21 protein-coding genes and 1 pseudogene are annotated in these 23,518 nt (G+C 64.8%); 6 read left to right on the top strand and 16 right to left on the bottom strand.

Annotation, left to right across the window (positions count from 1 at the left end; genetic code table 11):
• Positions 1–210: 210 nt before the first annotated feature.
• Positions 211–1,632, bottom strand: a complete 1,422-nt coding sequence (locus GXB81_RS09920; RefSeq protein ID WP_167284083.1) for a DUF1254 domain-containing protein — start codon at positions 1,630–1,632, stop codon at positions 211–213.
• A gap of 327 nt (positions 1,633–1,959) precedes the next feature.
• Here GXB81_RS09920 and GXB81_RS09915 point away from each other — a divergent pair, with 327 nt between their 5' ends.
• Together GXB81_RS09915 and GXB81_RS09910 are read left to right on the top strand one after the other, a co-directional pair.
• Positions 1,960–2,664, top strand: a complete 705-nt coding sequence (locus tag GXB81_RS09915; protein ID WP_205989013.1) for an FMN-binding negative transcriptional regulator — start codon at positions 1,960–1,962, stop codon at positions 2,662–2,664.
• A 187-nt stretch (positions 2,665–2,851) separates the two neighbouring features.
• A complete protein-coding gene (locus GXB81_RS09910; RefSeq protein ID WP_205989012.1) occupies positions 2,852–5,629 on the top strand; it encodes a heavy metal translocating P-type ATPase in 2,778 nt (925 codons plus the stop codon).
• 157 nt (positions 5,630–5,786) lie between these two features.
• On the opposite strand, the gene GXB81_RS09905 is transcribed toward GXB81_RS09910, so the two are convergent.
• The 6 genes from GXB81_RS09905 to GXB81_RS09880 form a co-directional block, all read right to left on the bottom strand.
• Positions 5,787–6,398: a flavin reductase family protein gene (locus GXB81_RS09905; RefSeq protein ID WP_167039031.1), complete on the bottom strand. Its 612-nt coding sequence runs from the start codon at positions 6,396–6,398 to the stop codon at positions 5,787–5,789.
• A 65-nt stretch (positions 6,399–6,463) separates the two neighbouring features.
• Positions 6,464–7,339, bottom strand: a complete 876-nt coding sequence (locus GXB81_RS09900) for a 3-hydroxyacyl-CoA dehydrogenase family protein (RefSeq protein WP_240162832.1) — start codon at positions 7,337–7,339, stop codon at positions 6,464–6,466.
• 200 nt (positions 7,340–7,539) lie between these two features.
• Positions 7,540–7,845 carry a hypothetical protein gene (locus tag GXB81_RS09895; RefSeq protein WP_167039027.1) on the bottom strand — a complete coding sequence of 102 codons (306 nt, stop codon included), beginning with the start codon at positions 7,843–7,845 and terminating at the stop codon, positions 7,540–7,542.
• Positions 7,846–8,294: 449 nt separating this feature from the next.
• On the bottom strand, positions 8,295–8,453 hold the full coding sequence (locus tag GXB81_RS09890) for a hypothetical protein (RefSeq protein ID WP_167284087.1): 159 nt from the start codon (positions 8,451–8,453) through the stop codon (positions 8,295–8,297).
• A gap of 383 nt (positions 8,454–8,836) precedes the next feature.
• Positions 8,837–10,276 carry a hypothetical protein gene (locus tag GXB81_RS09885; RefSeq protein ID WP_205989011.1) on the bottom strand — a complete coding sequence of 480 codons (1,440 nt, stop codon included), beginning with the start codon at positions 10,274–10,276 and terminating at the stop codon, positions 8,837–8,839.
• A gap of 206 nt (positions 10,277–10,482) precedes the next feature.
• Positions 10,483–11,169, bottom strand: coding sequence for an MgtC/SapB family protein (locus GXB81_RS09880; RefSeq protein ID WP_205989010.1), 687 nt, complete (start codon positions 11,167–11,169; stop codon positions 10,483–10,485).
• A gap of 290 nt (positions 11,170–11,459) precedes the next feature.
• Between GXB81_RS09880 and GXB81_RS09875 the strand changes: the two genes are divergently transcribed.
• Together GXB81_RS09875 and GXB81_RS09870 are read left to right on the top strand one after the other, a co-directional pair.
• Positions 11,460–12,599 (top strand): AGE family epimerase/isomerase, encoded by a 1,140-nt coding sequence (locus tag GXB81_RS09875; RefSeq protein WP_205989009.1) that lies wholly within the window; start codon positions 11,460–11,462, stop codon positions 12,597–12,599.
• Between the two features lie 314 nt (positions 12,600–12,913).
• Complete coding sequence (locus GXB81_RS09870; RefSeq protein ID WP_167039016.1) at positions 12,914–13,117, top strand: cold-shock protein; 204 nt, start codon at positions 12,914–12,916, stop codon at positions 13,115–13,117.
• A 158-nt stretch (positions 13,118–13,275) separates the two neighbouring features.
• Here GXB81_RS09870 and GXB81_RS09865 read toward each other — a convergent pair whose 3' ends face one another.
• Positions 13,276–14,898, bottom strand: a complete 1,623-nt coding sequence (locus GXB81_RS09865) for a methyl-accepting chemotaxis protein (RefSeq protein ID WP_205989008.1) — start codon at positions 14,896–14,898, stop codon at positions 13,276–13,278.
• Positions 14,899–15,166: 268 nt separating this feature from the next.
• Here GXB81_RS09865 and GXB81_RS09860 point away from each other — a divergent pair, with 268 nt between their 5' ends.
• Positions 15,167–15,601, top strand: coding sequence for a PaaI family thioesterase (locus tag GXB81_RS09860; RefSeq protein ID WP_167039012.1), 435 nt, complete (start codon positions 15,167–15,169; stop codon positions 15,599–15,601).
• 150 nt (positions 15,602–15,751) lie between these two features.
• Here the strand turns inward: GXB81_RS09860 and GXB81_RS09855 are convergent, their stop codons facing one another.
• From GXB81_RS09855 to GXB81_RS09825, 7 genes and pseudogenes are all read right to left on the bottom strand, one after another.
• A complete protein-coding gene (locus GXB81_RS09855) occupies positions 15,752–16,600 on the bottom strand; it encodes an ureidoglycolate lyase (protein WP_205989007.1) in 849 nt (282 codons plus the stop codon).
• A gap of 48 nt (positions 16,601–16,648) precedes the next feature.
• Entirely contained in the window at positions 16,649–17,392 is a 744-nt protein-coding gene (locus tag GXB81_RS09850) for an SDR family oxidoreductase (RefSeq protein WP_167039008.1), read from the bottom strand.
• Positions 17,393–17,468: 76 nt separating this feature from the next.
• Entirely contained in the window at positions 17,469–18,299 is an 831-nt protein-coding gene (locus GXB81_RS09845; protein WP_205989006.1) for an amidohydrolase family protein, read from the bottom strand.
• Between the two features lie 7 nt (positions 18,300–18,306).
• Positions 18,307–19,347: an aldo/keto reductase gene (locus GXB81_RS09840; protein ID WP_205989005.1), complete on the bottom strand. Its 1,041-nt coding sequence runs from the start codon at positions 19,345–19,347 to the stop codon at positions 18,307–18,309.
• 275 nt (positions 19,348–19,622) lie between these two features.
• Positions 19,623–20,027, bottom strand: a complete 405-nt coding sequence (locus GXB81_RS31745; protein WP_205989004.1) for a DUF1493 family protein — start codon at positions 20,025–20,027, stop codon at positions 19,623–19,625.
• Entirely contained in the window at positions 19,999–20,400 is a 402-nt protein-coding gene (locus GXB81_RS09830; protein WP_167039000.1) for an STM2901 family protein, read from the bottom strand. Before GXB81_RS09830 ends, GXB81_RS31745 begins: the two co-directional genes overlap by 29 nt.
• A 104-nt stretch (positions 20,401–20,504) precedes the next feature.
• Positions 20,505–20,976: pseudogene (locus GXB81_RS09825) on the bottom strand (type VI secretion system tube protein Hcp).
• Between the two features lie 335 nt (positions 20,977–21,311).
• Here GXB81_RS09825 and GXB81_RS09820 point away from each other — a divergent pair.
• Positions 21,312–21,857, top strand: coding sequence for a hypothetical protein (locus tag GXB81_RS09820; protein WP_167284098.1), 546 nt, complete (start codon positions 21,312–21,314; stop codon positions 21,855–21,857).
• A 19-nt stretch (positions 21,858–21,876) separates the two neighbouring features.
• Here GXB81_RS09820 and GXB81_RS09815 read toward each other — a convergent pair.
• Positions 21,877–23,518: GNAT family N-acetyltransferase (locus tag GXB81_RS09815; RefSeq protein WP_205989003.1), on the bottom strand; the 1,642-nt coding region annotated here is incomplete at its 5' end.

Raw genomic sequence — 23,518 nt, 5'->3', positions numbered from 1 at the left:
TGTCCGTTGTGCAGTGCGCTGCGGACAGACGGCGGGAGACATCGATCGATGCCTCCCGGCGCGCCGCTGTCATGTTGATGACGCGCTTCATCGAGGCTTTTTGGGTTGGCCGCTTTCTGATTTTTATCGATGCTGCATTGAAATGCGTTAATGCCGTGGCTGCCGTTGCTGCCTATCGAAGAGGTCCTGCATGCGTCGTTGCCGCAGCCCTCATCGCCGCACGACCGGCGGTGGCTGCCAGCTGCCGTCGGTAGCCTGCGGCTTCGGCGCATAGAGACGCAACACGAGCTGCATATCGGCGCGCGGCGCCGGCAGCCAGTTGCCGGTCCTGCTGCGCGTCGACGACACGACCACGTCGAGCGAACCATCGCGATTGCGGCGCGCACCGTTGCGATCGCCCACCGCAAGCCGTGCCGGCGCGCCGTCGCTCAACGCGCCATCCTTCGTGTAGGCGGTGATCGACCAGAAGCCGCGCACCGGCGGCAACTGGTTCGCCGCGAAGTGCAGCACATAGCGATTCGCGCCGTTCAGCGAGTTGCCGTCGCTGTCCTGCGTGACGACCGCGCGTACTTCGTCGTCCCGGGTACCGATGCCCGGCTGCGTGCTCGCCGCGTATGCGCGCAACGCATAGTCGGGGCCGTAGTTGCCGACGCCATCGCCGAACCAGTTCCAGCCGTTCGCGCTGAGCAGATTGGACGGCGCTGCGGCAACCCGATCGCGGCCATCGGCAAGACCGGCCGCAACCGCGTCCGACGCTTTCGGCAACTGCACCGGATCGCCCGGCGTCACGCCGAGGTCCGCGAGAAACTTCAGCGCGTGCGGATCGGCCGGCGTGGGCGGATTGTCCGGCAGCGCATCCGCGAGACGGCTGAAAAAACCGTTCGCGTCGAGCGCGGCTACCTGCTGCGCCGGCGTGCCGTTGGCGCCCGAGGCGCCGCCGTTGCCGCGCGACAGCGCGACCGGCGCCACGCGCTCGTCGTCGCCATAGACACTCAGCGGCGCGAGACGGATCGCGTGTTGCAGCTTGCGCACCGCCTTCAGATCGCGCGTGCCGTTCGACTGGATGCGCACGCTCACCCATGCATTGCGGGTCGGCACCTCGATGCGCTTCGCGCCCTTCGGCAGTTCGCCCTGCCAACCCGGCGTGACGAATGCGAGCGTCTGCGCGTGGATGCCTTTCGCGCCGGCCGTGCCCGCGACGAACTGCGGTCCCGTGGACCACACGACATTGGTCCACATGTCGAGCACGCGCGCGTCCATGTAGCGGCCATGCGAATCGGGCAACGAGAGGATCACCGGCTCGTCGGCGACATCGAGCCAGCCGGTCGAATCGAGCGTATCGAGGCTCGGCTGCGGCGGATTGGCCGCGCCGACCGGCGGCAGTGCCTGGGCATGCCGCAACGTGTTGAACGGCGCCTCGCCCGGATCAGTGCCGACCGCCGCGTCGCGCGCGGCGCTCATCAGCACGAGCGGATAACCGAATACGTAGGAATCGGCGACTTCATCCTTGATCCAGCCGGTACTCGGATGCGTCACGGATGGGGCCGACGCGCAGCCGGCCAGAAATGCGAGGCCGGCGAGCGATGCGCAGGTCCGTTGAGGCGAAAACAGTGCTTGGCGATTTTTTATCATTCTTTCAGAGTGCGGAACGTGCAGTCCTATGGGAGATGCCGGTGTGCAGCGCAAGGAACATGCGCGGTCCCCCGAAGGCCTGCGCAGCCAGTCCGCGGATTGCGACCCCGACAACATCGCGTTGTATCGTATCCTTGCTAACCAGGCAAGCAGAAAGCAGGGAATTGCGCTTGCTGCCGCGTACAGTTCATATAAACGGCACAAATGGCATTTTTGCGGTCGCCACGTTGGCGGCTCGCGCCTGCACACGCCATAGTTTTCGATTCGGTTTCGCCTTCAATTTCGATTCGCCGACACGCCTTCGCCGTTCGCATCCGGAGCGCTTCAATGTATATGCCCGCCCATTTCGAAGAGAACCGCCCAGAGGTTCTTCATCGCCTGATTGCCGAGCAGCCGTTCGGCGCGCTGATCACGAACGGCCCGCATGGACTCGATGCGAATCATCTGCCGTTCGAGGCACAACTGATTCCCGGCGACGGCGGCAGCAATAGCGGCCACCGCAGTGACAGCGGCAACGCCGCCGGCGTGCAGGATGCGTCGCGCTGCATACTGCGCGCTCATGTCGCACGCGCGAACCCGGTGTGGCAGGAAGCGGCCACCCATCCCGACGCGCTCGTGATCTTCCAGGGACCGGCCGCCTACATTTCGCCGACGTGGTATCCGAGCAAGCACGAAACGCACAGGCAGGTGCCGACCTACAACTACATGATCGTGCATGCACATGGCAGGATTGTGGTGCATGACGATGAAGCATTCGTGCGCGGCCTCGTCGCGCGGCTCACGCGCAAGATGGAAGCCGGCGAGCCGGTGCCGTGGAAAATGGGCGACGCGCCCGCCGACTTCATCGCGCAGATGCTCGGCGCGATTGTCGGCATCGAGATCGAGGTGACGCGGCTCGTCGGCAAATGGAAGCTCGGGCAAAACAAGGCGGCCGAAGACCGGCGCGGCGCGGCGCAAACGCTGCTCGCGCGCGACGGCGAGCAGCAGAAGGCGGTAGGACAGGCCATGCTAGATGCACCGCCGCCGTTTTGAGCGGACGCGTTCGGTACGACTTTCCGTCATGCTTCGCGCTTCCGCGTGCAAGCCGTGCTACAGGCCATGTCGCGTTGCCGGCATGCGCGGCGCGGCCGCCGCATAATCCGTGCTTGACCTTCCTGGCATGGGAAGGTCGATACTGGATTCACGATGCGGCCCGATGCCGCCACGAACCTTGCCTGCCATGACCGCACTTGCCAACGAGCAGCGCCCCGCTGCCGCCTCTTCCTCTTCTTGCGCCACGCGCGTCGTCGAATTCGATGTCGGCGGCATGACGTGTGCGTCGTGCTCGGCGCGCGTCGAAAAAGTACTGGCGAAAATGCCGGGTGTCGTGCGCGCATCGGTCAATCTCGCGACGGAGCGTGCTCGCGTGGAAAGCACTGTCGCAATCGAACCCGAGCAGCTTGCCGCCGCCGTGCGCAAAGCCGGCTATGACGTCACGCTCGATGTGGATGCCGATATCGCAACCACGCCAGCCGAAGCAACCACAGCAGCAGCTGCAACAGCAACTGCAACGCCGCCAGTCACCGAACTGTCGATCGGCGGAATGACCTGCGCGTCATGCGCGATGCGTGTCGAAAAGGCACTGGCGAAAGTGCCCGGCGTCGAGCGTGCGACGGTCAATCTCGCGACCGAAACCGCGACCGTTCATTCAGCGGGCGCGTCATCGGCCGATACCGAGGCGCTCATCGCCGCCGTGAAAAAAGCCGGCTACGAAGCGACACCGATCGTCTCGCCGGCCATTCCCGCTCCCAGGCCCATCGCCTCGCTCACTACCGGCGTGCAAGCAGCCGCACGCGACACCGCCACCCGCAAACAGATCGAAGCCCGCCGCGAACTCGCCACCGTACTCGCCGCGGCCATCCTGACGCTGCCGCTCGTCGCGCCGATGTTCGGCGAATGGTTCGGCATCCACGCGATGCTGCCGCCGTGGCTGCAATTCGTGCTCGCGTCGATCGTGCAGTTCGCGTTCGGCGCGCGCTTCTATCGCGCGGCCTATCGCGCCGTGCGCGCCCGTGCGGGCAACATGGATCTGCTCGTCGCGCTCGGCACTTCGGCGGCATACGGCATCAGCGTCTACGAACTCGCGATGCATCGCGGCGACACGATGCATCTCTACTTCGAGGCGTCGGCGGTCGTGATTACGCTCGTACGCTTCGGCAAATGGCTCGAGGCGCGCGCGAAGCGTCAGACCACCGACGCGATCCGCGCGCTCAACGCGCTGCGCCCCGAGCGCGCGCGCATCCGCGTCAATGGCGACGAGCGCGACGTGCCGCTCGCGCAGGTACGCGTCGGCGCAGTCGTGATCGTGCGGCCCGGCGAACGCATGCCGGTCGACGGCACGGTGCTCGAAGGCCGCACGCATATCGACGAATCGCTGATTACGGGCGAGAGCCTGCCGGTGCCGAAACAGACCGGCGACGCGGTCACGGCCGGCTCGATCAACGGCGAAGGCGCGCTCGTGGTGACGACCACCGCGATCGGTGCGGAGACGACGCTCGCGCGCATCATCCGCCTCGTCGAAAGCGCGCAGGCCGAGAAGGCGCCGATCCAGCGGCTCGTCGACCGCGTCAGCGAAATCTTCGTGCCGGCGATTCTCGCGATCGCCGCGTTGACGCTGATCGGCTGGCTGATCGCCGGGGCGGGCGGCGAAACCGCGCTGCTCAACGCGGTCGCCGTGCTCGTGATCGCCTGCCCGTGCGCGCTCGGACTCGCGACGCCTGCCGCGATCATGGCCGGCACCGGCGTCGCCGCGCGTCACGGCGTGCTGATCAAGGACGCGGAAGCGCTCGAAATCGCGCATCGCGTCACGGTCGTCGCGTTCGACAAAACCGGCACGCTGACGCTCGGCCAGCCGTCGATGACGGCGTTCGAGCCAGTCGACGGCATGCGCCGCAACGAAGCGCTCGCACTCGCCGCGGCGGTGCAGCGGCATAGCGATCATCCGTTGGCGCGGGCGGTCGTCGCGGCGTATGAGGCGGAAAGAGCACAGGCGGCTATCGGCAGCGCCGGCGCCGAGCCGACTGATTCGCTGGTCGCTGCGGCAAGTGCTGAGTCGAACGCTGCTGCGGCGAATTTGGCCGCGAATTCATCCACTGGTTCTTCGGCAAGCTCGCACGCCGATCATGTCGCCAGCACGATCGACAAACCCGCCACGACGGCAGCGTTTCACGCCACCGCGGCACGCGCCATCGCGGGCCGCGGCGTCGAAGCCGACCTCGACGGCCACACGTTCGCGCTCGGCAGCACGCGCTGGCTCGACGAACTCGGCATCGCGCCGCCGCCCGCGCTCGGCGCGCGCGCCCGCGAGCTCGAAGCCGCCGGCAACACGGTCTCGTGGCTGATGGCACGCGCGCCGCAAGCACCGCGAGCGCTCGCGCTGATCGCGTTCGGCGACACCGTCAAACCGTCGGCGCGCGCGGCCGTCGAGCGGCTCGAACGCATGGGCATCCGCAGCGTGCTCGTCACCGGCGACAATCGCGGCAGCGCGGCGAGTGTCGCGCAGGCGCTCGGCATCGGCGAATGCCACGCCGAAGTCCTGCCCGACGACAAGGCCCGTGTGATCCGCGACCTGAAGATGCGCGACGCCGGCATCGTGGCGATGGCGGGCGACGGCATCAACGACGCGCCCGCGCTCGCCGCCGCCGACATCGGCATGGCGATGGCGACCGGCACCGACGTCGCGATGCACGCGGCCGGCGTCACGCTGATGCGCGGCGACCCGGCGCTCGTCGCCGATGCGATCGACATCTCGCGCAAGACCTGGCGCAAGATCCAGCAGAACCTGTTCTGGGCGTTCGTCTACAACCTGATCGGCATTCCGCTCGCCGCGCTCGGTCTGCTGAACCCGATGCTCGCGGGCGCGGCGATGGCGTTTTCGAGTGTGAGCGTCGTCACCAATGCGCTGTTGCTGCGCACGTGGCGCGGAGCGGCGAACCATCGGAGCGGGCGGGTGCGCTGAGCATCGCACCCGCCCGGGCATGCCGTTCGCCGGATGTGTGCCGCTCGGCCCGCGCTCAGCCCAATATGCCGGCGGCGAACAGGGCAACAACGTTTCAGGCGTCAACGCCGTCACGAAAGCGCGGTTGCCGCCGCACGCATGGCACAAAGCGAACCGCCTACGCGGTCGGCCGGAACATCTGGAACATCGCGCCGATCTCGGCGTAGTCCGCGCGATAACCGGCACGCATGATCGGCTGCGCGGCATGCGTGTCGAACAGGCCGTCCTTCAGATACTGCTCGTCGATATGCACGCCGACCACCTGGCCGAGCGCCAGGTAGTTCCCCACCGGTTTGCCGTCGAGGTCGTGCAGCTCCATGATCTGCAGCAGCTTGCATTCGAGCGCGGCCGGCGACTCGCCGACGTGCGGCACCGCGACGTTGCGGCCCGGCGCGGGCGTGAGCCCGGCCAGCTGAAACTCGTCGACGTGCGACGCAACCGGCGCCGACGAACGGTTCATCTGCTCGGCGAGCGGCCGCGTGGCGAGATTCCACACGAATTCGCCGGTGGCTTCGATATTGGCCATGCTGTCCTTGCGGCCTTCGCTGCAAAAACCGATGATCGCCGGCGGTGCGGCGAACAGGCCGAAGAAGCTGTATGGCGCGAGGTTGAGCGTGCCTTCGCTATCGCGCGACGAAATCCAGCCGATCAGCCGTGGCGCGACGATGGCCTTGATCGGATCGTGAGGCAAACCGTGGCCGGCGGCGGGATCGTAAAAGTAATGAGACATGACGTAGCGTTGGGTTGGTGTGTGACAAGTTGCCTGAAAAAAACTTACTTAGCGTGAATATTGCACTAGCCGCGGCCGATCACGCGCTTACGCCCTTCCCTGACGCGCGCAAGCCGCGCTTCGTCCCACTCGTGAAAGCCCGCGCCGCTGCGCACGCCGACCCGCCCCGCATCGACCTGCGCGCGCAGCAGATCGATCACGTCCTCGTCCTTCGCGAGTTGCGGCATCAGATGCGAGGCAATGTCGACGAAAGTGTCGAGCCCGCCCATGTCCGCGCTCTCGAACGGACCGACGATCCCCCAGCGGCGTCCGAGCGACGCCTTCATCACGCGGTCGACCACCTCGGGCGTCGCCGCCCCCGACCGGACGATGTTCAGCGCCTCGCGCAGCACCGCGAACTGCAGCCGGTTGCCGACGAAACCCGGAATCGCCTTCGCGAGCACGACCGGCTCCATGCCGATCGCGCTCATCAGTTCGGCGGTCCGCTGCGTGACTTCGGGCGCGGTCGCGCTGCCGGGCACGACCTCGACGAGCGGAATCATGTGCGGCGGGTTCCAGAAATGCGCGATCACGAAGCGTTCCTTCGCGCGCAGCGGCGTGGCGAGCCGATCGGGCGGGAAGCCGCTCGTGTTGCTCGCGAGAATCGCGTCCGCGGCAAGCAGATCGGTCAGCGTCGCATAAAGGCGATGCTTCAGTTCGAGCACCTCGGGAATCGCCTCGATCACGAATTGCGCCGACGCCATCGCATCGAGTTGCGCGTGCGTTTCGATGCGCGCGAGCGCCGCCTGTTTGTCCGCATGGACGATGCGGCCCGCATCGATCAATTCGTCGAGCACCGCTTCCGCTTTCGGCGCGACGCTCGCGAGACGCGCCGGGTCGACGTCGTGCACGATTGTCCGGTATCCATGCAATGCGCTCTGCGTCGCGATGCCGACGCCCATCAGGCCCGTGCCCACCACGCCTATCGTTGCGTTCTGCGTTGCGTTGTCCACATGCGCTCCTGCTGCCGTCGATGAAAGCTCCGAAGCATAGCGCAGCATGCGCAAAACGCACGCCCAGATGCGCCGAAGCCGGCCTTCCCGCGAGGGAAAGGCCGGCTTCGTGGACTCACGCCGCGAGAGGCGGCGCCGTCATGCCTGCATTAATAGTGGCGCGGGGGCGGCGGACGATGATCGTCGCGGTGATGCGGATCGTAGTCGTGCGGATGATGGCGCATCCAGTCGTCGTGCGCCCAGTAGCGATGGCCGTCCCAATAGCGGTCGCCATGCCAGCCGATGTTGATCGACACGCCCACCGGCACCATGTGCGGCTGGCCGTAGACGACCGGCGCCGGGCCGTTCTGGATGTACATGTGATCCTGGGCGAATGCGCTGCCGGCTGCGAGCAGTGCGCCACCGGCGAGCAGCGTTGCGATAACCGAGCGCGATGCCTTGCTGAAAGTTTTCATGATGACCTCCCGTCAAAGTTTTATTCAAGCCAGCGTCCGTGCTGTTCGGCTTGCCCGTTCGGGATCGATTGGGTTCGAACCAGACGCCGTACGCTTGAGAGGCACTTTAGCGGCCCGCGGCGCATGAAGACGTGAGCACTTGTAAGCGCGCATTTCTTAGATAGGGACGGATGACTCAGGGCGATTTTCGCTTTCGAGCCCCGTTCACCAAGGCTTACAGCCCGATTCCTCGACGCGGCCCGGCGAATCGGTGTGAGCGGCCGTTACATTCATTTCGCCGGAGAAATATTTCGTAAGGACGAGAGCGCCCGCAACGTCGCCCGCACGGCATGGCGGCTCAAAAACAAAAAGCCACGATTCGCTGATGCGAACAGTGGCTTCATTGAGATGCGCACCCGAAGTGCGCGCCCCGGCACGTTATGTTTGCGCCTGAGACGGTGAGGCAGCTTTTAGTCGGTCAGCTTGATGCCGAACAGCGTAGCTTGCGTGCGGCGCACACGGTCCGCTTCGCGGCTGCGCGCTTCGTACGAGTAGTCCGCATCCAGCGGCAGATGGGGCGACGCAAAGAGGTCGCTGACCTTTTGGAACAGTGCAAAGATGAAGCTCATGGCGACTCCCGGTTAGTGACTGCGTTTCTAGGGTTTTCCCTTATGCGCAACTATAGGGTTTTCCCCAATAAAAAGCTAGTGCAACGCAGCATTTTTTCGGTGTGGCGCGATGTCACGGCCTGTTTCGGTCATGATGCGTTGCATCAGGACAACGTCCCCGATTTAACGTTTGGGCGGTTTGGGGCGTGTTTGCGGTTAAACAGGTGACCGCTGGAAGGTTGCGGGCGCGCGGCGGGCAAGGGAACGAGTCGCCGCCTGGACAAGCGGCGCCGCGGTGTGAGTTTCGGGTGAGCACTTCGCCTCGGAGCCGCCTCGGGCACGGGCGATGGGGCCATCATGAAGCGCCGGCGCGCCCGCCTTGCACGGCGCGGCGGCGAGAATCATCAGTGCGTCGGGGCGGGTGCCTTCGCCCGGTGGCCGTGCGGCGGGCGGACGCTGTGCCGGCCATGAGCCGTCTGCGTCGCGGCGACCTGCTGGGGTGCAACCGGTGCCGTGGCCGCTGGCGCTGGCGCTGACGGGGCGGTGGCCGCGGCCACCGCCGTATGCGCGTCGAGCAGGCTGACCATCGCCGCCTGCTGGTTCTGCATCATCTGCTCGATGCGCTGCTGCTGCGCCGTGGTTTCGCGCGTCAGGCGCATCAGCAGCAGCGTTTGCGCAACGCCGATCGCAACCGTCACGAGCAGCGCGCCGACCACGATCGACAGCATCCATTTCATACGGCGCGAATGATCGGTCGCGGCGCGGCGCTGATCGGCGATCACGCCGTAAAGCGCATCGACGGTATCGGCAAAGGCGGTCGCCCGCGCGCGATCGAGTTCCGGCTCGGCGCGATGTGCGTCGCGCCACGGTGTGGCGAAGGCGGCGGGAGTGTCGAGCGACGCGGGTGCGGGTGCGGGTGCGGGTGCGGGTGCGGGTGCGGGTGCGGGTGCGACAGTAGACGCGGCAGCCGAAGGCTTGTTCGGCTGCACATCGCGCTGATCCGTGAAAACGGTGGAATCGACCGCAGCAACGAATGCGTCACGCGCTTGAGCCGAAACGTCCACAGCGGATTGACTTGTGGTGTTCGCGCCCGCGTGACTGTCAGGTGCCTCGCGCGAAGCCACCGCGGCCTTCGTGGACGTCGCGGCAAAACGCTGCGACGGCTTGCCGCCGCCCACGGCCGGCGCGGTGCCCGAACCCGCCGCGGCTCCTGCTTCCGTCGCCTGACGCAGCGCGGTCACGCTGCGCGCGACGGTAGCCGCCATCGTCGAGGCAAGCGGCGCGGACTGTTCGCGCGCGGCTGCGGCGGCTGAGTTGCCGGCAGTCGCATCGGCTTCCGGCGCCGCTTCGCCTGAAGCACCCGAGGCCTTCGACTCCTCCGCAGCCCCCACCGCATCCACCCCACCGCCCGCTACCTCACCCGCCGGCACAACCGCTACTCCCGGCTGCGGCTCGATATCGAACCCGCTCAACTGCGCATTGACCGCCTCCGCCACATCGGCCTTCGCCGCACGCGGCGCGCGGCGCGCCGCCTTGTCGGGCGATGCGTTGTCGTCGAGCGCACCGACGGCCTGCAACACCACGTCGGGCAACTCGAAGCCATGCAGCGTGCCCTGGCGAATGTCGATATTCATCGCTTCGAGCCGCGCGCGGGTCGGATCGTCGGGGAACAGGTCGAGCGTGCTGTCGTCTCGCGCGGCGCCGCTCAGTTGCGCGAGGCGTTGTGCCGAGCGCGCCGCGCGCGCCAGCTTGTTTTCGGTTTCGGTGGAGACGGCGCCCTGCCGCTGCTTCTTCGAAGCAGCGCGCCTGGGCTTGGACTGCGGGGATGCTACTGAATCTGCCATAGAGAAAAAAGCGGTCGTCGCCGGGAACGGGGCGCCGGATACCGCTCGTCATTGCCATTGGAATTTTTAGACCCCGCATTGTCGCACGGCGCTCCGCCCGTGCCGAAGCCATTCGCCGACGATTTGCGCCGCTTCCGCCCATCCCCCATCTCACGACGCCTCACGGAAAATCACGCCGAATCACAACGCCGTATTACAACACCGCGTCACGACGTCGCGTCATCCTGGCGAAACTGCCTCACACCGTGCAGTTGCCGCAAGCGTGCGCAGATCGAGTCGTATTCCACATTCGACACGCGGTGCAGCGTAATCATCACCTCGTCGCACTCGGGCGCGTCATCGCTCTGCTGCATCACGAACTGCTTGACGCGCGGGCTGGCGGCGCCGAGTTCGTCGTGCAGCGAGTGAAACGTGAGCGCGCCGCGCTCGACGATCATCGTCAGTTGGCGGCGCTGCTTGACCGTGATGAAGCGCCGCTCGAGCGGCTTGATACCGGCGAGGATGATCAGAATGATGATCGTCGCGGCAATCGACGCCGTGTACAGCCCGCCGCCGACCGCGAGCCCGATCGCCGCGACCGACCATAGGCTCGCCGCGGTGGTCAGCCCGCGCACGATCTCGCCGCGCAGCAGAATCGAGCCCGCGCCGAGAAAGCCGATGCCCGACACGACCTGGGCGGCCATCCGCGACGGATCGAGCACGACGTGTTCACCCTGCAGCACTTCGGCGAAGCCATACGCGGACACGATCATGATGAGCGCCGAGCCGACGCAGACCAGCATATGCGTGCGCAGTCCCGCTGCCCACGAAAGCCGCTCGCGCTCGAAGCCGATCACGCTGCCGAGCGCCGCGGCCAACACGAGACGGGAGACCAGTTCGAGATTGCCGAGCATGGTTGTTCCTCCTTATCTGAAATGAGCGCGGGGCCGCTCGCTTCGCTCATGCTTCATCGCGCGGCTTCATGCCCCTTTCGCGGTCCACCTCGCACGCGAACTCCGCATCGCGCATGCGTCGTGCATGTCACAGACTCATGCCGACGTCCGTGCCAGCGCGAGACGTTTGCTTTATGCTAAGCCGCACATTGGCGCGCCCGAGCCGCTGCCTTGAATCGCTGTCCTGAATCACTGCCTTGCATCGCCGCCCTCAACGCCACGCCGAAACGCCGCACCCGCCCCATCCGCCTATGCCGAGCCCGACCCCGCCCTTCGCCACGACCACCACCGCCACGACAGCGACCGCGCTGCGCGGGCACTTCGCGAACGTGGTGCTGCCGATGTGGCGCGGCTCCGGCTTCAACACCACCCTGAAGCTGCCGTACGAAGCGCTCGACGCCGGCGATCATCGGCCGCTGCCCGCGCAGCGCTATCGGGCGATGGCCTGCGCGCGACAGTTGTTCACGTTTGCGCAGGCGGGCGACATGGAGCATGCGCGCGTGCTGTTCGATTCGCTGAAGCACACCTTTCAGGACACCGACCACGGCGGATGGTTCTACAGCGTCGATGCGCTCGGCGTGCCGCTCGACACCACCAAGGACCTCTACACGCACGCGTTCGTCATCTTCGCGTGCGCCGAATACGGCCGGCGCTCCGGCAATCGCGACGCGCTCGCGCTCGTACACGGCACGACCGCGCTGATCCAGTCGAACTTCGCGGCCGACGACGGTCTGTTCAACGCCGCGCTCAGTGTCGACTTCTCGAAAGTCACCGGCACGCCGCTGCAAAATCCGCTGATGCACCTGACCGAAGCGTGGCTCGCCGCCTGCGAGGCTACCCACGACAACGCCTTCGGCGCCGCGTTGCGCCGCCTGGCCGGCGCGGTCGCGCGGCATTTCGTGCATGCGCCGAGCGGCTGCATCGCCGAATTGCCGATCGGCGCAAGCGACAACCGCCTCGAGCCGGGGCATCAGTTCGAATGGTTCTGGCTGGTCAGGCAGGCGGGCAGCCTCGTCGACGGGACGGGCCTCCCCGAAGCGCTCGCGCGCGCCTTTACCTTTGCGCGGCAGCACGGCGTGGACCCGCACAGCGGCGGCGTATGCGCCTCGCTCGACGAAGCCGGCCATATCAAGGACGCGACCGAGCGGATCTGGGCGCAAACGGAATATCTGCGCGCGCTCGCCTGTCACGACGACCCGGCCGTGCGCGCCGCGTTATCGCAACAGATTGCACTCTTCGCGCAACGGTTTTTGCATTCGCGCGGCTGGTTCGAATGCAAAACATCGGCGGGCGACGTGGCGCGCGCGGACATGCCGTCGACCACGCCGTATCACCTCGCCACGGCGTACGCGGCACTGCCCGCCGCTGCGGAATCGGAAACGCTGTCTTAGGCGAAATTGAAAGACAATAGACGAAGATAGCTGGCCGAACCAATCATCCGAAGACAAACGTCTTTGGCTGAAAAAACGCGCTGCCGCTCTTCACAGGAAGTGGCCGCAAGCCGGTCTCGCTGGTTTACCCTGGCGACAAAACAATGCCTTTCGAAGGCTTTTTGGGCGTCAAAAAATATCAGAACCGGGGAATACCCGGATACGGGTTGATTGGCGTCCGTCATAAAGACGTGATACAACTCTCCCCTCGCGCTTTGCCTCACGTCGAGGGATAACGAACGCGAATGCAACACACAACATTTATTGGATCAAAAATGGCAACAGGTACTGTTAAGTGGTTTAACGATGCAAAGGGCTTTGGCTTCATCACCCCGGACGACGGCGGCGAAGACCTGTTTGCACACTTCTCGGAAATCCAGTCATCGGGCTTCAAGTCCCTGCAGGAAAACCAGAAAGTGACGTTCGAAGTCAAGCAAGGCCCGAAGGGCAAGCAAGCCGCGAACATCCAGTCGGCCTAAGTACTTCCGTACTGTCAGGACGACCTGGATAGCGCGCATAGGTGCCTTTTCCGGCGCCTGCCGCATCTAATGCAAAATGGCTCGCTTTCGCGGGCCATTTTCTTTTTGATGCTTTTTCGATGTGCTTTTCAATACCTGCTTTTCAAAGCGCTACCGCATTAAATCGCATGCATTGCGCTTAATCCGAATTCCGCATTCGCGGCCGGCATCGCGCCCGGCTGTTGCGTGCGCAACACAGTTTCCGAAATTTCGAACACCGAGACGGCCTGCTTCAACTGCTGCGTCTGCTGATGCAGCGAAGCCGCCGCCGCCGCGGCCTCTTCGACGAGCGCCGCGTTCTGCTGGGTCATTTCGTCCATCTGCACGACCGCCTGGTTCACCTGCTCGATGCCGGTGCTCTGTTCGAGCGACGACGCGCTGATCTCCGCCATCATCTGCGTGACGCGCGAGATCGACGCCGACACGTGGCTCATCGCCTCGCCGGCGCGCTCGACGAGCGCCGAGCCGCCCTGAATCTCGGCAACCGACTCGCTGATCAGCGTCTTGATTTCCTTCGCCGACTGCGCGCTGCGCTGCGCGAGTCCGCGCACCTCGCCGGCCACGACCGCGAAGCCGCGGCCCTGCTCGCCCGCGCGCGCCGCCTCGACGGCCGCGTTCAGCGCGAGGATGTTGGTCTGGAAGGCGATGCCGTCGATCACCGAGATGATTTCGGCGATCCGGTCCGAGCTTTGCGCGATGCCGCGCATCTTGTCGACCACCTGGTTGACCACCTCGCTGCCGCGCGAGGTCGCGTCGAGCGCGGTCTCGGCAAGCGCGTTCGCTTCGCGCGCGTGATCCGCGTTCTGGCGCACGGTCGCGGTCAGTTCTTCCATGCTCGACGCGGTTTCCTCGAGCGAAGCGGCCTGGTTTTCGGTGCGCGCCGACAGATCGGCGTTGCCGGTGGCGATTTCATCGGCGCCGATATGGATCGAGTCGGCCGATTCGCGCACGCTCTGCACGGTGCGCGCGACGCTCGCCTGCATCGCCGCGAGGCCCGAGAACAGGCGGCCGATCTCGTTGGTGCCGCGTGCGGCGATCGGCTGGTCGAGACGCCCTTGCGCGATGCGCTCGAAGTGGCGGCCCGCCTCTTCGAGCGGCGCGACGACTCCGCGGCGCAGCGCCGCGTAGACCGCCAGCGTGCCGCTCACGAGCACGAGCAGGATCACGACGCTGACGATGCGAAACGCCGCCATGCGCGCATCGATCGAATCGAGCGACGCGCGGCTCGCGGCGTCGCCGAATTGCACGAAGTTGCGCACTTCCGTCAGGTAGGCGTCCTGGAACGACTGCGTCGGCTGATCGAGGAAGGCCTGCAGGTTGTTCGAATCGAGGTCCTGCGCCAATTCGGCGAGCGCGTCGTGCAGCTTCTTGTAGCGTTCGGCGAGTGCGGCGGCGCGCGCGGTATTTTCGCCGCTGGTTTTCTGCGCGCCCGTGAACGCCGCGAACGACTGCTCGGCGGCGGTAAGCTGCTCGCGCGCATGCTGCACGATATCGGTCGGCTCGGTGCCGCCGCGCGCCATGCGCGTGCCGGCGCGCGACAGGTTGATGCGCACGTCCATCAGACGCTGCGTCGTCTGGTTGACCGCATTCACCTGTTTCAGCGCGATGTTCGAAAGCTCGCCGACGTCGTCGTGCGAACGCGTCAACGACCAGAAGCCGAGACCCACCGTGACGAGCTGGAATACGCAGAACGCGACCAGAACACTTAAGAGGCCGGATGCGACCTTGATCTTGCTGAACATCGTGGACACCTGAAGGGCAAAGGGTGACGAGGAATACACCAGGGTTTACGGCAGGCTGACGCGCAACTTGAGGCCAAGTTCAGCAAACAGCGCGCTATGTCCACGGTTCATCGGCGATCGTCGAAATTAGAGTCGTTTTGCGCAACAATGCAGCATGTATTTTGCGAAATCGCCTTGACGCGATGCAGCCACGCTTCCTAGAGTGGGTAGGGACCGCGCGGAGTACGCCGCCGCGGATGCCCGCACAGGCCTTCCCCAAGGAACGACGATGACCGACCTTCTCGACCGGGCGCGCGGCGCACTGCACGCCCAGCCGTTCAGCATGCTGCTCGGCGCGGAATTGATGCACGCCGACGGCAACGAACTCACGCTGAGTCTGCCGATTCGCGATGAGCTGAGGCAGCAGCATGGCTTCGTGCACGGCGGCGTCATCAGCTATCTCGCCGATAACGCGCTGACCTTCGCGGGCGCGCTGTCGCTCGGCCCGAAAGTCGTGACCGGCGAATACAAGATCAACTATCTGCGCCCGGCGGTGAACGGCATACTGATCGCGCGCGCGAGCGTGATTTATGCGGGCCGGCATCAGGCGACCTGCCAGTGCAGCGTGTTCGTGATGGACGGGAATCGCGAAAAGCTCGTCGCGGTCGCACAGGGAACGGTGAATCGGATCGGCCAGAATGGGGACGACGTGCCGGCGGGGTAGCCAGCCGTACCGCGCGTGGCGCAAAGCGCCGGCTGAAGTGGAGATGCATACGAAAAAAAGCCGTTCCCGTAAAAGGGAACGGCTTTTTTGCTGGCCGCGGCATCCGCGCGCCGAAACCGACGCGCGCGCGGCCTTCGAGCGTCGTGCGGCTTATTCCGCCGCGTAAGTCTTCTGCGTCTGCTCGCCGAGACCCTCGATACCGAGGCGCACCGTCTGCCCCGGCTTCAGGAACACCGGGTTCGGCTTCACGCCCATGCCGACGCCCGGCGGCGTGCCGGTCGAGATCACATCGCCCGGTTGCAGGCTCATGCACTGCGACACGTACGACACCAGTTGCGCGACGCCGAACACCATCGTCTTCGTGCTGCCGTTCTGGTAGCGATGGCCGTCCACTTCGAGCCACATGCTCAGGTTCTGCGGATCGGCGACTTCATCGCGCGTGACGACCCACGGGCCGATCGGGCCGAACGTGTCGAAGCCCTTGCCCTTGTCCCACGTGCCGCCGCGCTCGATCTGCCATTCGCGTTCCGACACGTCGTTGATGATGCAATAGCCGGCCACGTAGTCGAGCGCGTTCGCTTCGTCGACATACTTCGCCGCCTTGCCGATCACGACGCCGAGTTCGACTTCCCAGTCGGTCTTCTTCGAGCCGCGCGGAATTTCGATGTCGTCGTTCGGGCCGCTGATCGCGCTCGTCCACTTGTTGAAGATGACCGGCTCGGTCGGCACCGGCAGATTCGATTCCGCCGCGTGATCCGCGTAATTGAGGCCGATGCAGATGAATTTGCCGATCTTGCCGACGCACGGACCCATGCGCGGATTGCCTTCGACGACCGGCAACGTGGCCGGATCGAGCGCGCGCAGTGTCGCGAGGCTTGCGTCGCTGAGCGCTGTGCCGTCGATATCGGCGACCACCTTCGACAGGTCGCGAATCTTGCCTTGCGCGTCGAGCAGGCCCGGCTTTTCCTGGCCTTTCGGCCCATAACGAAGCAGTTTCATCGTTGCACTTCCCTTTACGTTCAGTAGTGTTGCGTCAATCAGGCAGAATCAGTTCGACCAGCCGCCGTCGATCACATGGGCCTGGCCCGTCGTGAAGGACGACTCGTCGGACGCGAGATACAGCGCCAGCGCGGCGATTTCTTCCGGCTTGCCGATGCGGCCCATCGGCTGGCGCGCGACGAAAGCGGCCTGCACCGCGTCGAGCGTCGCGCCCTGCGCCTGAGCCTGCGCGGCGATTCGCTGTTCGAGCGACGGCGAGGACACCGTGCCCGGGCAAATCGCGTTACAGCGTACACCACGCGTGACGAAGTCCGCGGCGACGGCCTTCGTGAGCCCGATCACCGCGGCCTTCGACGCGCCGTACGCGAAGCGGTTCGGCACGCCCTTCACGCTCGACGCCGCCGACGACATGTTGATGATCGAGCCGGCGCCCTTCTCCAGCATGCCCGGCAGGAACGCGCGGATCATCCGGTACATCGCCTTCGCGTTGAGGTCGAACGCGAAGTCCCAGTCTTCCTCGCTGCATTCGAGGATGTTGCCCGCATGCACGAAGCCCGCGCAGTTGAACAGCACGTCGACCGTACCGACCTCGGCGGCGAGCGCCTTGATCGCCGCGCCGTCGAGCACGTCGAGCTTGCGCGCCTCGACCGGTTTACCCGCGAGTCCGTCGATGCGGATGTCGGTGGCGATCACGCGCGCGCCTTCGCGCGCGAACAGTTCGGCGGTGGCGAGACCGATGCCTTGTCCCGCCGCGGTGATCAGGGCCGTTTTGCCGGCCAGTCTTTGTGTCATCTACGACTCCAGTTGGGTGGGCTGCTAACGTTGCTGAGTTTCCTGAATGGCCTGAATGGTCTGGGGTTGCCGGCGCTCAGAGCCGGTAAAACGCGGCGGCGTTCTCGCCGAACACGGCGTTGCGCTCGGCATCGCTCAACGACGCGAGCAGCGTGGCCGCCACCGAATGCCAGAGCAGATAGTCGCCGTTCAGTTCGAGCATCGGCCAGTCGCTGCCCCACATCAGACGCGCGGGGCCGAACGCATCCAGCAGATGCTCGACGTAGGGCCGCAGCGTGTCCTCGGTCCAGCCCGGCGACGCCTCGGTCGCGAGCCCCGAGAGCTTGCAGTGCACCTGAGGCAGCGCGGCGAGACGCGTGATCGCATCGCGCCACGCCTGATAGCCCGCCTGGCCGTAACGGATCGGCGGCTTCGCGCCATGATCGACGACGATGCGCAGCGCCGGAAAACGCTGCGCGAAGGTTTCGACGTACTGGACATGGCGCGTGTAGATCAGCGCATCGAAGGCGAGATCGTGCGCGATCAGCGCGTCGACGGCAGGCGCGAGATCGGGGTTCGCGATCCAGCTGTCGTCGGGATGGTCCTGCAACATCGGCCGCACGCCCTTGAACTTCGGCTCGCGCGCGAGCGCCCCGATCAGGTCGGGCGCGTTCGGCAGCAGCAGCGGCACCCAGCCGACCACGCCGGCAATCGACGGCTCGTGCCGCGCGAGGTCGAGCAGATAGCGCGTTTCGTCGAGCGTGGGCGCCGCCTGCACGACCACGGTCCGCTCGACGCCCGCCTGCTCGCGCAGCGGCCGTAGATCCGCGGGGCCGAACGGCCGGTAGAGAATTTTCAGTTCCGGCGTGAGCCACTCGTAGTCGCCACGCGCAGGGTCCCAGTAATGCTGGTGAGCGTCGATCGGCATGATCCGGTCAATCCTTGGGGGCGGGGGCGCGCGCGTCGAGCAGACCCTCATCGCGCAACGCGGACCACAAGGCCGCGGGGATCGGCTGCTCGAACGACGCGACGTTCTCGCGCAATTCGTCGGCACTGCGCGCGCCGGTCAGCACGGTGGCGACCGCCGGATGCGCATACGGAAACTGCAACGCGGCGGCGGCGAGCGGCACCTGATGCACGCGGCAGACCGCCTCCAGACGCGCGACGCGCTCAATCACGTCGGGCGGCGCGTTGCCGTAATTGAACTTCAGATCGCCCGCGACGCCGCGCGCCAGAATGCCCGAATTGAACGCGCCGCCTAGCAGGATGCCGACGCCGCGCGCTTCGCACGCGGGCAGCAGATCGTCGAGGGTGGTCTGTTCGAGCAGCGTATAACGGCCGGCCAGCAACGCGCAATCGATATCGAACTCGGCCAGCGTGTCGAGTATGACGGCGCCTTCGTTGACGCCGAGGCCGACCGCCTTGATCGCGCCCGTCGAGCGCAGCCGGTCGAGCGCGCGAAAGCCGCCGCCTTCGGTCAATTGCCGCCAGTAGTGCGGATGCTGAGCGCCGTGCGTGAGCCGGCCGATGTCGTGCACGAGCAGGATGTCGATGTCGACGATGCCGAGGCGCTGCTGGCTATCCTCGAACGACCGCAGAATGCCGTCGTGCGTGTAGTCGTAGATCGCTTCGAACGGCAATGGATTCTGCCAGCCCTCGCGGTCGTCGAACGGCGTGGTGCGCGGCACGAAGCGCCGCCCCACCTTGGTGGAAAGCACGTACTCGCCACGCGGATAATGACGCAACGCGGTGCCGAGCCGATGCTCGGCCTTCGTGTTGCCGTAGTGCGGCGCGGTGTCGAAGTAACGCACGCCAGCGTCCCATGCGGCGGCGATGGTCGCATGAGCCTCCTCGTCGGACAGATCGTGGTACAGGCCGCCGAGCGGCGCCGTGCCGAGACCCAATCCGCTCACTTGCAGCGAGCCGCGGCCGATACGGCGCCGCTGCCCGATCTTCGAACCGATCGCTGCAGTCATTGAGCGCGTCTCCTTGTTGACCGGAGTGAGGGCTTTCTTGGGCTAGCGATCCGAAGTGGGTGCTTGAGCGCCTACTCGGGTCCCGTGCGAAGCTCTTTCTCCGGTTCCATGCCTGGGTGTCTGGTGTTTTACCATGCGCGAACGGGATTTGCCCACTGCGTTACCTGATTGATGCAGGGCGGGTTTTGATTGGAAGGGGAACAGGTAGACGCGTGCACTTCGCGATGGACTCAACACCGTTGCAAAAAAAGCCCGTATGTCAGCGGGCCGTTCGGTCATTGCTTTTCCTGCTTTATCAGGCGTTGGCTATCCCATATACCGAGTTCGATAGCACGTTGGAGCATCCCGGCCGTTAGTTTTGTCGATTCGTTTTTTTCGCGTATCTCTTTGCGAAATTTTTTGAAGAACAGCGCGAATAAAAGCGTGCATACGGTAGAAAAAATATTGACGCTCTCTCCATCAAAATACTTATCGTATGTAAAGTCGCCGCTCCTGATCTGGAATACCTCGAAGAAGTCGGGAAAAAAATGTACGGCATCGTGTCCATCCATTCCCAAATCCCATCGAATATCCATATCAGGCCGCAATACCTCACGCAGAGACAGATATTTCCGCTCTCTCAGGAATTTCTCGAGCTGTTGCCATGCCTCTTTAGCCGAGTGTTCCGACCGTTCGATCACTGATTCTGTCCTCTGGTTTTGCGAGCTTGTTGAAGTGCAAAGTAGTCGTGAGATCAATCATAACAACGTCATAAACCAGGATCATCGCGCCAATTTGAGGCGTCCATCGACCTACAACGGCCCCAAGATTGCACGTCATTGAAAAACGCAAGGCCGCCATAGACTGATTGGTCAGCGTTGGAACTCTAACTGGAAGATTGAAATCAAGAAGCTCCCTGGCGATCTGCGATGCTATGGAAGTTCCGGGCGTAGTGCCCGCAAATTTCTGTCTGGTTGTGAGAAACGGTTGACCGATCAAGAATGCAATAATCGCAGCAACATCCGCCGCGCCCAGTCGCTTACATATTTCCTCCGTCAGCACCGCAATGTACAACTCACAGGCCGTAAGATCATTGCGTCCCCATACGAATAGTGATTTACTGGAGACGTTGACTCGTCGTTTAGTAGCCGCTCGTATTCATTCATTGCTGCGTAATCTCAACTGACATTATTCTGCTTTACATCAATCAACGCGGTCACTGTCCCCCGACTGCCGCCAGTCGCGCTGCACTACATATTCCTTCTTGATACGTGCAAACGACAGCGCGACATGCTCCAAATCCAGGCCGTCATTGGCCGCCGGCTCAACGTGCGAAACAATCACGTCGTACAGCGTGATTTTCAGATACTCCAGAGGAGCACCGCCGGCCTTACGCATGGTGAGCACGGCCTTAGGAACATGTGTTCCCCGAAAACAGTAACTCGCCAGATTAGGACTTGCGCGATCGATCCTGTGTACGAAATGCAAATCCGAAACTGTTGCCCTAGCTGCACCACGACCCGAACCGGAATGCATGCTGGACTGCTGTGTGATTTTCTAATTCCAACCAAGAACCTCGATTTCATCAGGATACGTTGTGTCCTGCGATTCACCGGTGATACCGTCGATCTTGATAAAGATATCGGCCATTTCAATTTCCGTTTATTTTCGAATTTCCTTGACGACTCCTCGCTACCGATTCTAATTTCGGATTCATCTTAAATTTCAATATTTAATTTCGGGATAGTCATTTTTAACAATCTAATTGTGTCGCCCCCGTTAGGCAAGGTAATCAGGGCATTTTCTGTCGGGCCGCACGCTATTCGTTGCTCTGCGCTCAACGCCACGAACCGCTACACCCCAACATTCATGGCGCGGCCCCAGTTTCACTCCCGGCATCGTGACCACTCCCCCACATGGTTTAGAATGGCGGCCCTTCCAAAATTACGCCGCATGAGCAGACTCGTGCGCGCATCGATTGAGCAATGGCCAAACTTCTGACCGATTCCGAATTTCAGCGCTTTTCCGAACTCCAGCAGAAGCAGTCGAGCTTCACGATCACCCCTGAAGAAGCCGACGAACTGCGCGACATCGTCGCTCACGCGCAAAAGCGCCGCGACGATCGCGCCGCCGCGATGCAAAGCATCGAGACCTTCATCCAGCAATTCGACATCACGCCCGACGAGCTGTTTTCTTCCGAACAGATCGGCGAAGCGGCGCGCACCTTCGGCCTGATTCCGGCCGCGCGCAAGGAGCGCGTGCTGCCGCCGTCGCTGACGTTCAACGGCAAGCCGTATCAATGGACGACGCGTGCGCTGCCCGACGAAATCCGCGTGCCGCTGTTCGATGCGTTCAAGGGCGGCGAGTCGGTGAAGTCGTTCATCTCGACGCTGAAGGATGCGAACCGTTGTGCGGCGACGATCGCGCGGCTCGAGCGCGAAACCGGCGCGGTGTACGCGCAGGCCTGGCTCGACGAACTCGCCGTGACGCGCGAGCAGGTCGACGAGGCCGCGGGGAAGCTGGCGGCGTAAGCCGGGCTGGCTCAACCGCTCAACGCGCGGGCTGCGGCTCCCCGAACTTCGGCCCGCTCTTCGTATCCGCCTCGACGCTTTCGTCGAGCGCCATCCGGAAGCCGACCACGCCGGGATCGTCAGTCCGCGTGATCGTGAAGCCGCTCGACCTCGCGAGCGCGATCATCGCGCCGTTCTCGCGCAACGCCTCGCCCACCAGCCAGTGAGTGCCGCGCGCCCGCGCGTACGCGATGATCCGCTGCATCAGCAACTGGCCGAGGCGCCGGCCTTTCTGGTCCGAGCGCACGGCCACCGCGAATTCGGCCGTCTCGTTGTCGGGATCGGCCACCGCGCGTACCACGCCGAGCGTCTGCGCGACGCCCGCTTCGTTGTCGATCGTCGCGATCAGCGCCATTTCGCGGTCGTAGTCGATCTGCGTCATGCGCGCGAGCTGCGAATGATCGAACGCCCCGACCGCGCCGAAGAAGCGCAAGCGCAAATCCTCGGGCGTCATCGCCTGCACGAAGTCGCGATGCGCGATTTCGTCTTCGGGACGAATCGGCCGCACGGTCACGCGCATGCCGTGCCAGTCGAGCGTCTCCTCGAAGCGGCGCGGATACGGCACGATCGCGAGGCGGCTGCGCTGCGCGCCGAGACTCAGCACGGGATCGACCACCATCACACGATCCGCGTAGACCCTGAGCCGCAACGCAATCCCGACGATCTCGCGCACCTCGCAGACCGCCTGCGAGAGCGACGTCAGCGCCGCGAGCGGCGGCTCCGGCGCGACGAGCCGCGCGTAGTGCGAACGCGTGACGATATCGCGCGCGAGCATCGGGTTGAGCGGCGGCAAGCCGTAGACGCGTATCGCCTCGAACACGCCATCGACGGGCGGCGTGGTGAAGCGGAATACGGGGCCGAAGTTGTCGTCATCGTGGAGTTCGACGGTGATGTCGACGATGGGATTTGGGGGCTGTGCCGTAGCGTTTACCGTAGCGCTTGGCGTCGTACTGGCGGTGTTGCCTGGCGCGCTGCCCGTTGCATCATCTGTTGCTTCGTTCGTTGCGCCGCCTGTTGCGCCATCGACCACGCCGCCCGCCGCATGACTTGCCGCGCGCCGCGCCGCGTCCGCGCCCTCATGCCCCTCCACCCGCAAGCCGAACCGCCCCAGAAACCGCGCCGCCGCGGCCCCCGCGAGCCGGCTCTCGCCCGCCGCCAGCGTCTCCCGGACCTGCGCCTGCGCCGCGTCGATCGCCTCGGGAATCCGCGCGGGCAAACCCTCCGGCGTTTGCATCAGCAGTTCGCGGCCGAGCCGGTAATCGACGAGACGCGCGAACGCGCGCGCGAGCCGCTGCGGCGTCGTATGAACCGGAATGCCCTGCGCGTGCAACGCGTCGCGCATCGTCGCATCGACGCCGCCGAAGAAGCACGCGAGCAGCCCTCGATACGCGAAACGCTGATGCTCGATCAGCGCCTGCGCGACTTCGCCAACCGGCGCGCCATGCGTCGGCGCGTGGACCACGAACGCGGTGCCCGTGTCGCGATGCTCGGCGAGCAGCTTCAGCGCGGTGCCGAAATGCTCGGGACGCGCGTTGTCGCCGAGTTGCAGCGGATTGCCGCCGACCGCGTGCGGCAGCGCTTCCCGCAGCGCCTCCGACACCTCGGCGGGCCACGGCGCGAGC

The organism is Paraburkholderia sp. Ac-20336 (assembly GCF_017105025.1).
GTDB lineage: Bacteria > Pseudomonadota > Gammaproteobacteria > Burkholderiales > Burkholderiaceae > Paraburkholderia.
Note: the sequence above shows the minus strand (reverse complement) of the source record. Positions and strands in the feature narration are given on the sequence as shown.

Excerpts from the sequence above, each read along its gene's own strand:
- GXB81_RS09920 (WP_167284083.1), bottom strand. The coding sequence starts at position 1,632 with ATGATAAAAAATCGCCAAGCACTGTTTTCGCCTCAACGGACCTGCGCA.
- GXB81_RS09915 (WP_205989013.1), top strand. The coding sequence starts at position 1,960 with ATGTATATGCCCGCCCATTTCGAAGAGAACCGCCCAGAGGTTCTTCAT.
- GXB81_RS09910 (WP_205989012.1), top strand. The coding sequence starts at position 2,852 with ATGACCGCACTTGCCAACGAGCAGCGCCCCGCTGCCGCCTCTTCCTCT.
- GXB81_RS09905 (WP_167039031.1), bottom strand. The coding sequence starts at position 6,398 with ATGTCTCATTACTTTTACGATCCCGCCGCCGGCCACGGTTTGCCTCAC.
- GXB81_RS09900 (WP_240162832.1), bottom strand. The coding sequence starts at position 7,339 with ATGGGCGTCGGCATCGCGACGCAGAGCGCATTGCATGGATACCGGACA.
- GXB81_RS09895 (WP_167039027.1), bottom strand. The coding sequence starts at position 7,845 with ATGAAAACTTTCAGCAAGGCATCGCGCTCGGTTATCGCAACGCTGCTC.
- GXB81_RS09890 (WP_167284087.1), bottom strand. The coding sequence starts at position 8,453 with ATGAGCTTCATCTTTGCACTGTTCCAAAAGGTCAGCGACCTCTTTGCG.
- GXB81_RS09885 (WP_205989011.1), bottom strand. The coding sequence starts at position 10,276 with ATGGCAGATTCAGTAGCATCCCCGCAGTCCAAGCCCAGGCGCGCTGCT.
- GXB81_RS09880 (WP_205989010.1), bottom strand. The coding sequence starts at position 11,169 with ATGCTCGGCAATCTCGAACTGGTCTCCCGTCTCGTGTTGGCCGCGGCG.
- GXB81_RS09875 (WP_205989009.1), top strand. The coding sequence starts at position 11,460 with ATGCCGAGCCCGACCCCGCCCTTCGCCACGACCACCACCGCCACGACA.
- GXB81_RS09870 (WP_167039016.1), top strand. The coding sequence starts at position 12,914 with ATGGCAACAGGTACTGTTAAGTGGTTTAACGATGCAAAGGGCTTTGGC.
- GXB81_RS09865 (WP_205989008.1), bottom strand. The coding sequence starts at position 14,898 with ATGTTCAGCAAGATCAAGGTCGCATCCGGCCTCTTAAGTGTTCTGGTC.
- GXB81_RS09860 (WP_167039012.1), top strand. The coding sequence starts at position 15,167 with ATGACCGACCTTCTCGACCGGGCGCGCGGCGCACTGCACGCCCAGCCG.
- GXB81_RS09855 (WP_205989007.1), bottom strand. The coding sequence starts at position 16,600 with ATGAAACTGCTTCGTTATGGGCCGAAAGGCCAGGAAAAGCCGGGCCTG.
- GXB81_RS09850 (WP_167039008.1), bottom strand. The coding sequence starts at position 17,392 with ATGACACAAAGACTGGCCGGCAAAACGGCCCTGATCACCGCGGCGGGA.
- GXB81_RS09845 (WP_205989006.1), bottom strand. The coding sequence starts at position 18,299 with ATGCCGATCGACGCTCACCAGCATTACTGGGACCCTGCGCGTGGCGAC.
- GXB81_RS09840 (WP_205989005.1), bottom strand. The coding sequence starts at position 19,347 with ATGACTGCAGCGATCGGTTCGAAGATCGGGCAGCGGCGCCGTATCGGC.
- GXB81_RS09820 (WP_167284098.1), top strand. The coding sequence starts at position 21,312 with ATGGCCAAACTTCTGACCGATTCCGAATTTCAGCGCTTTTCCGAACTC.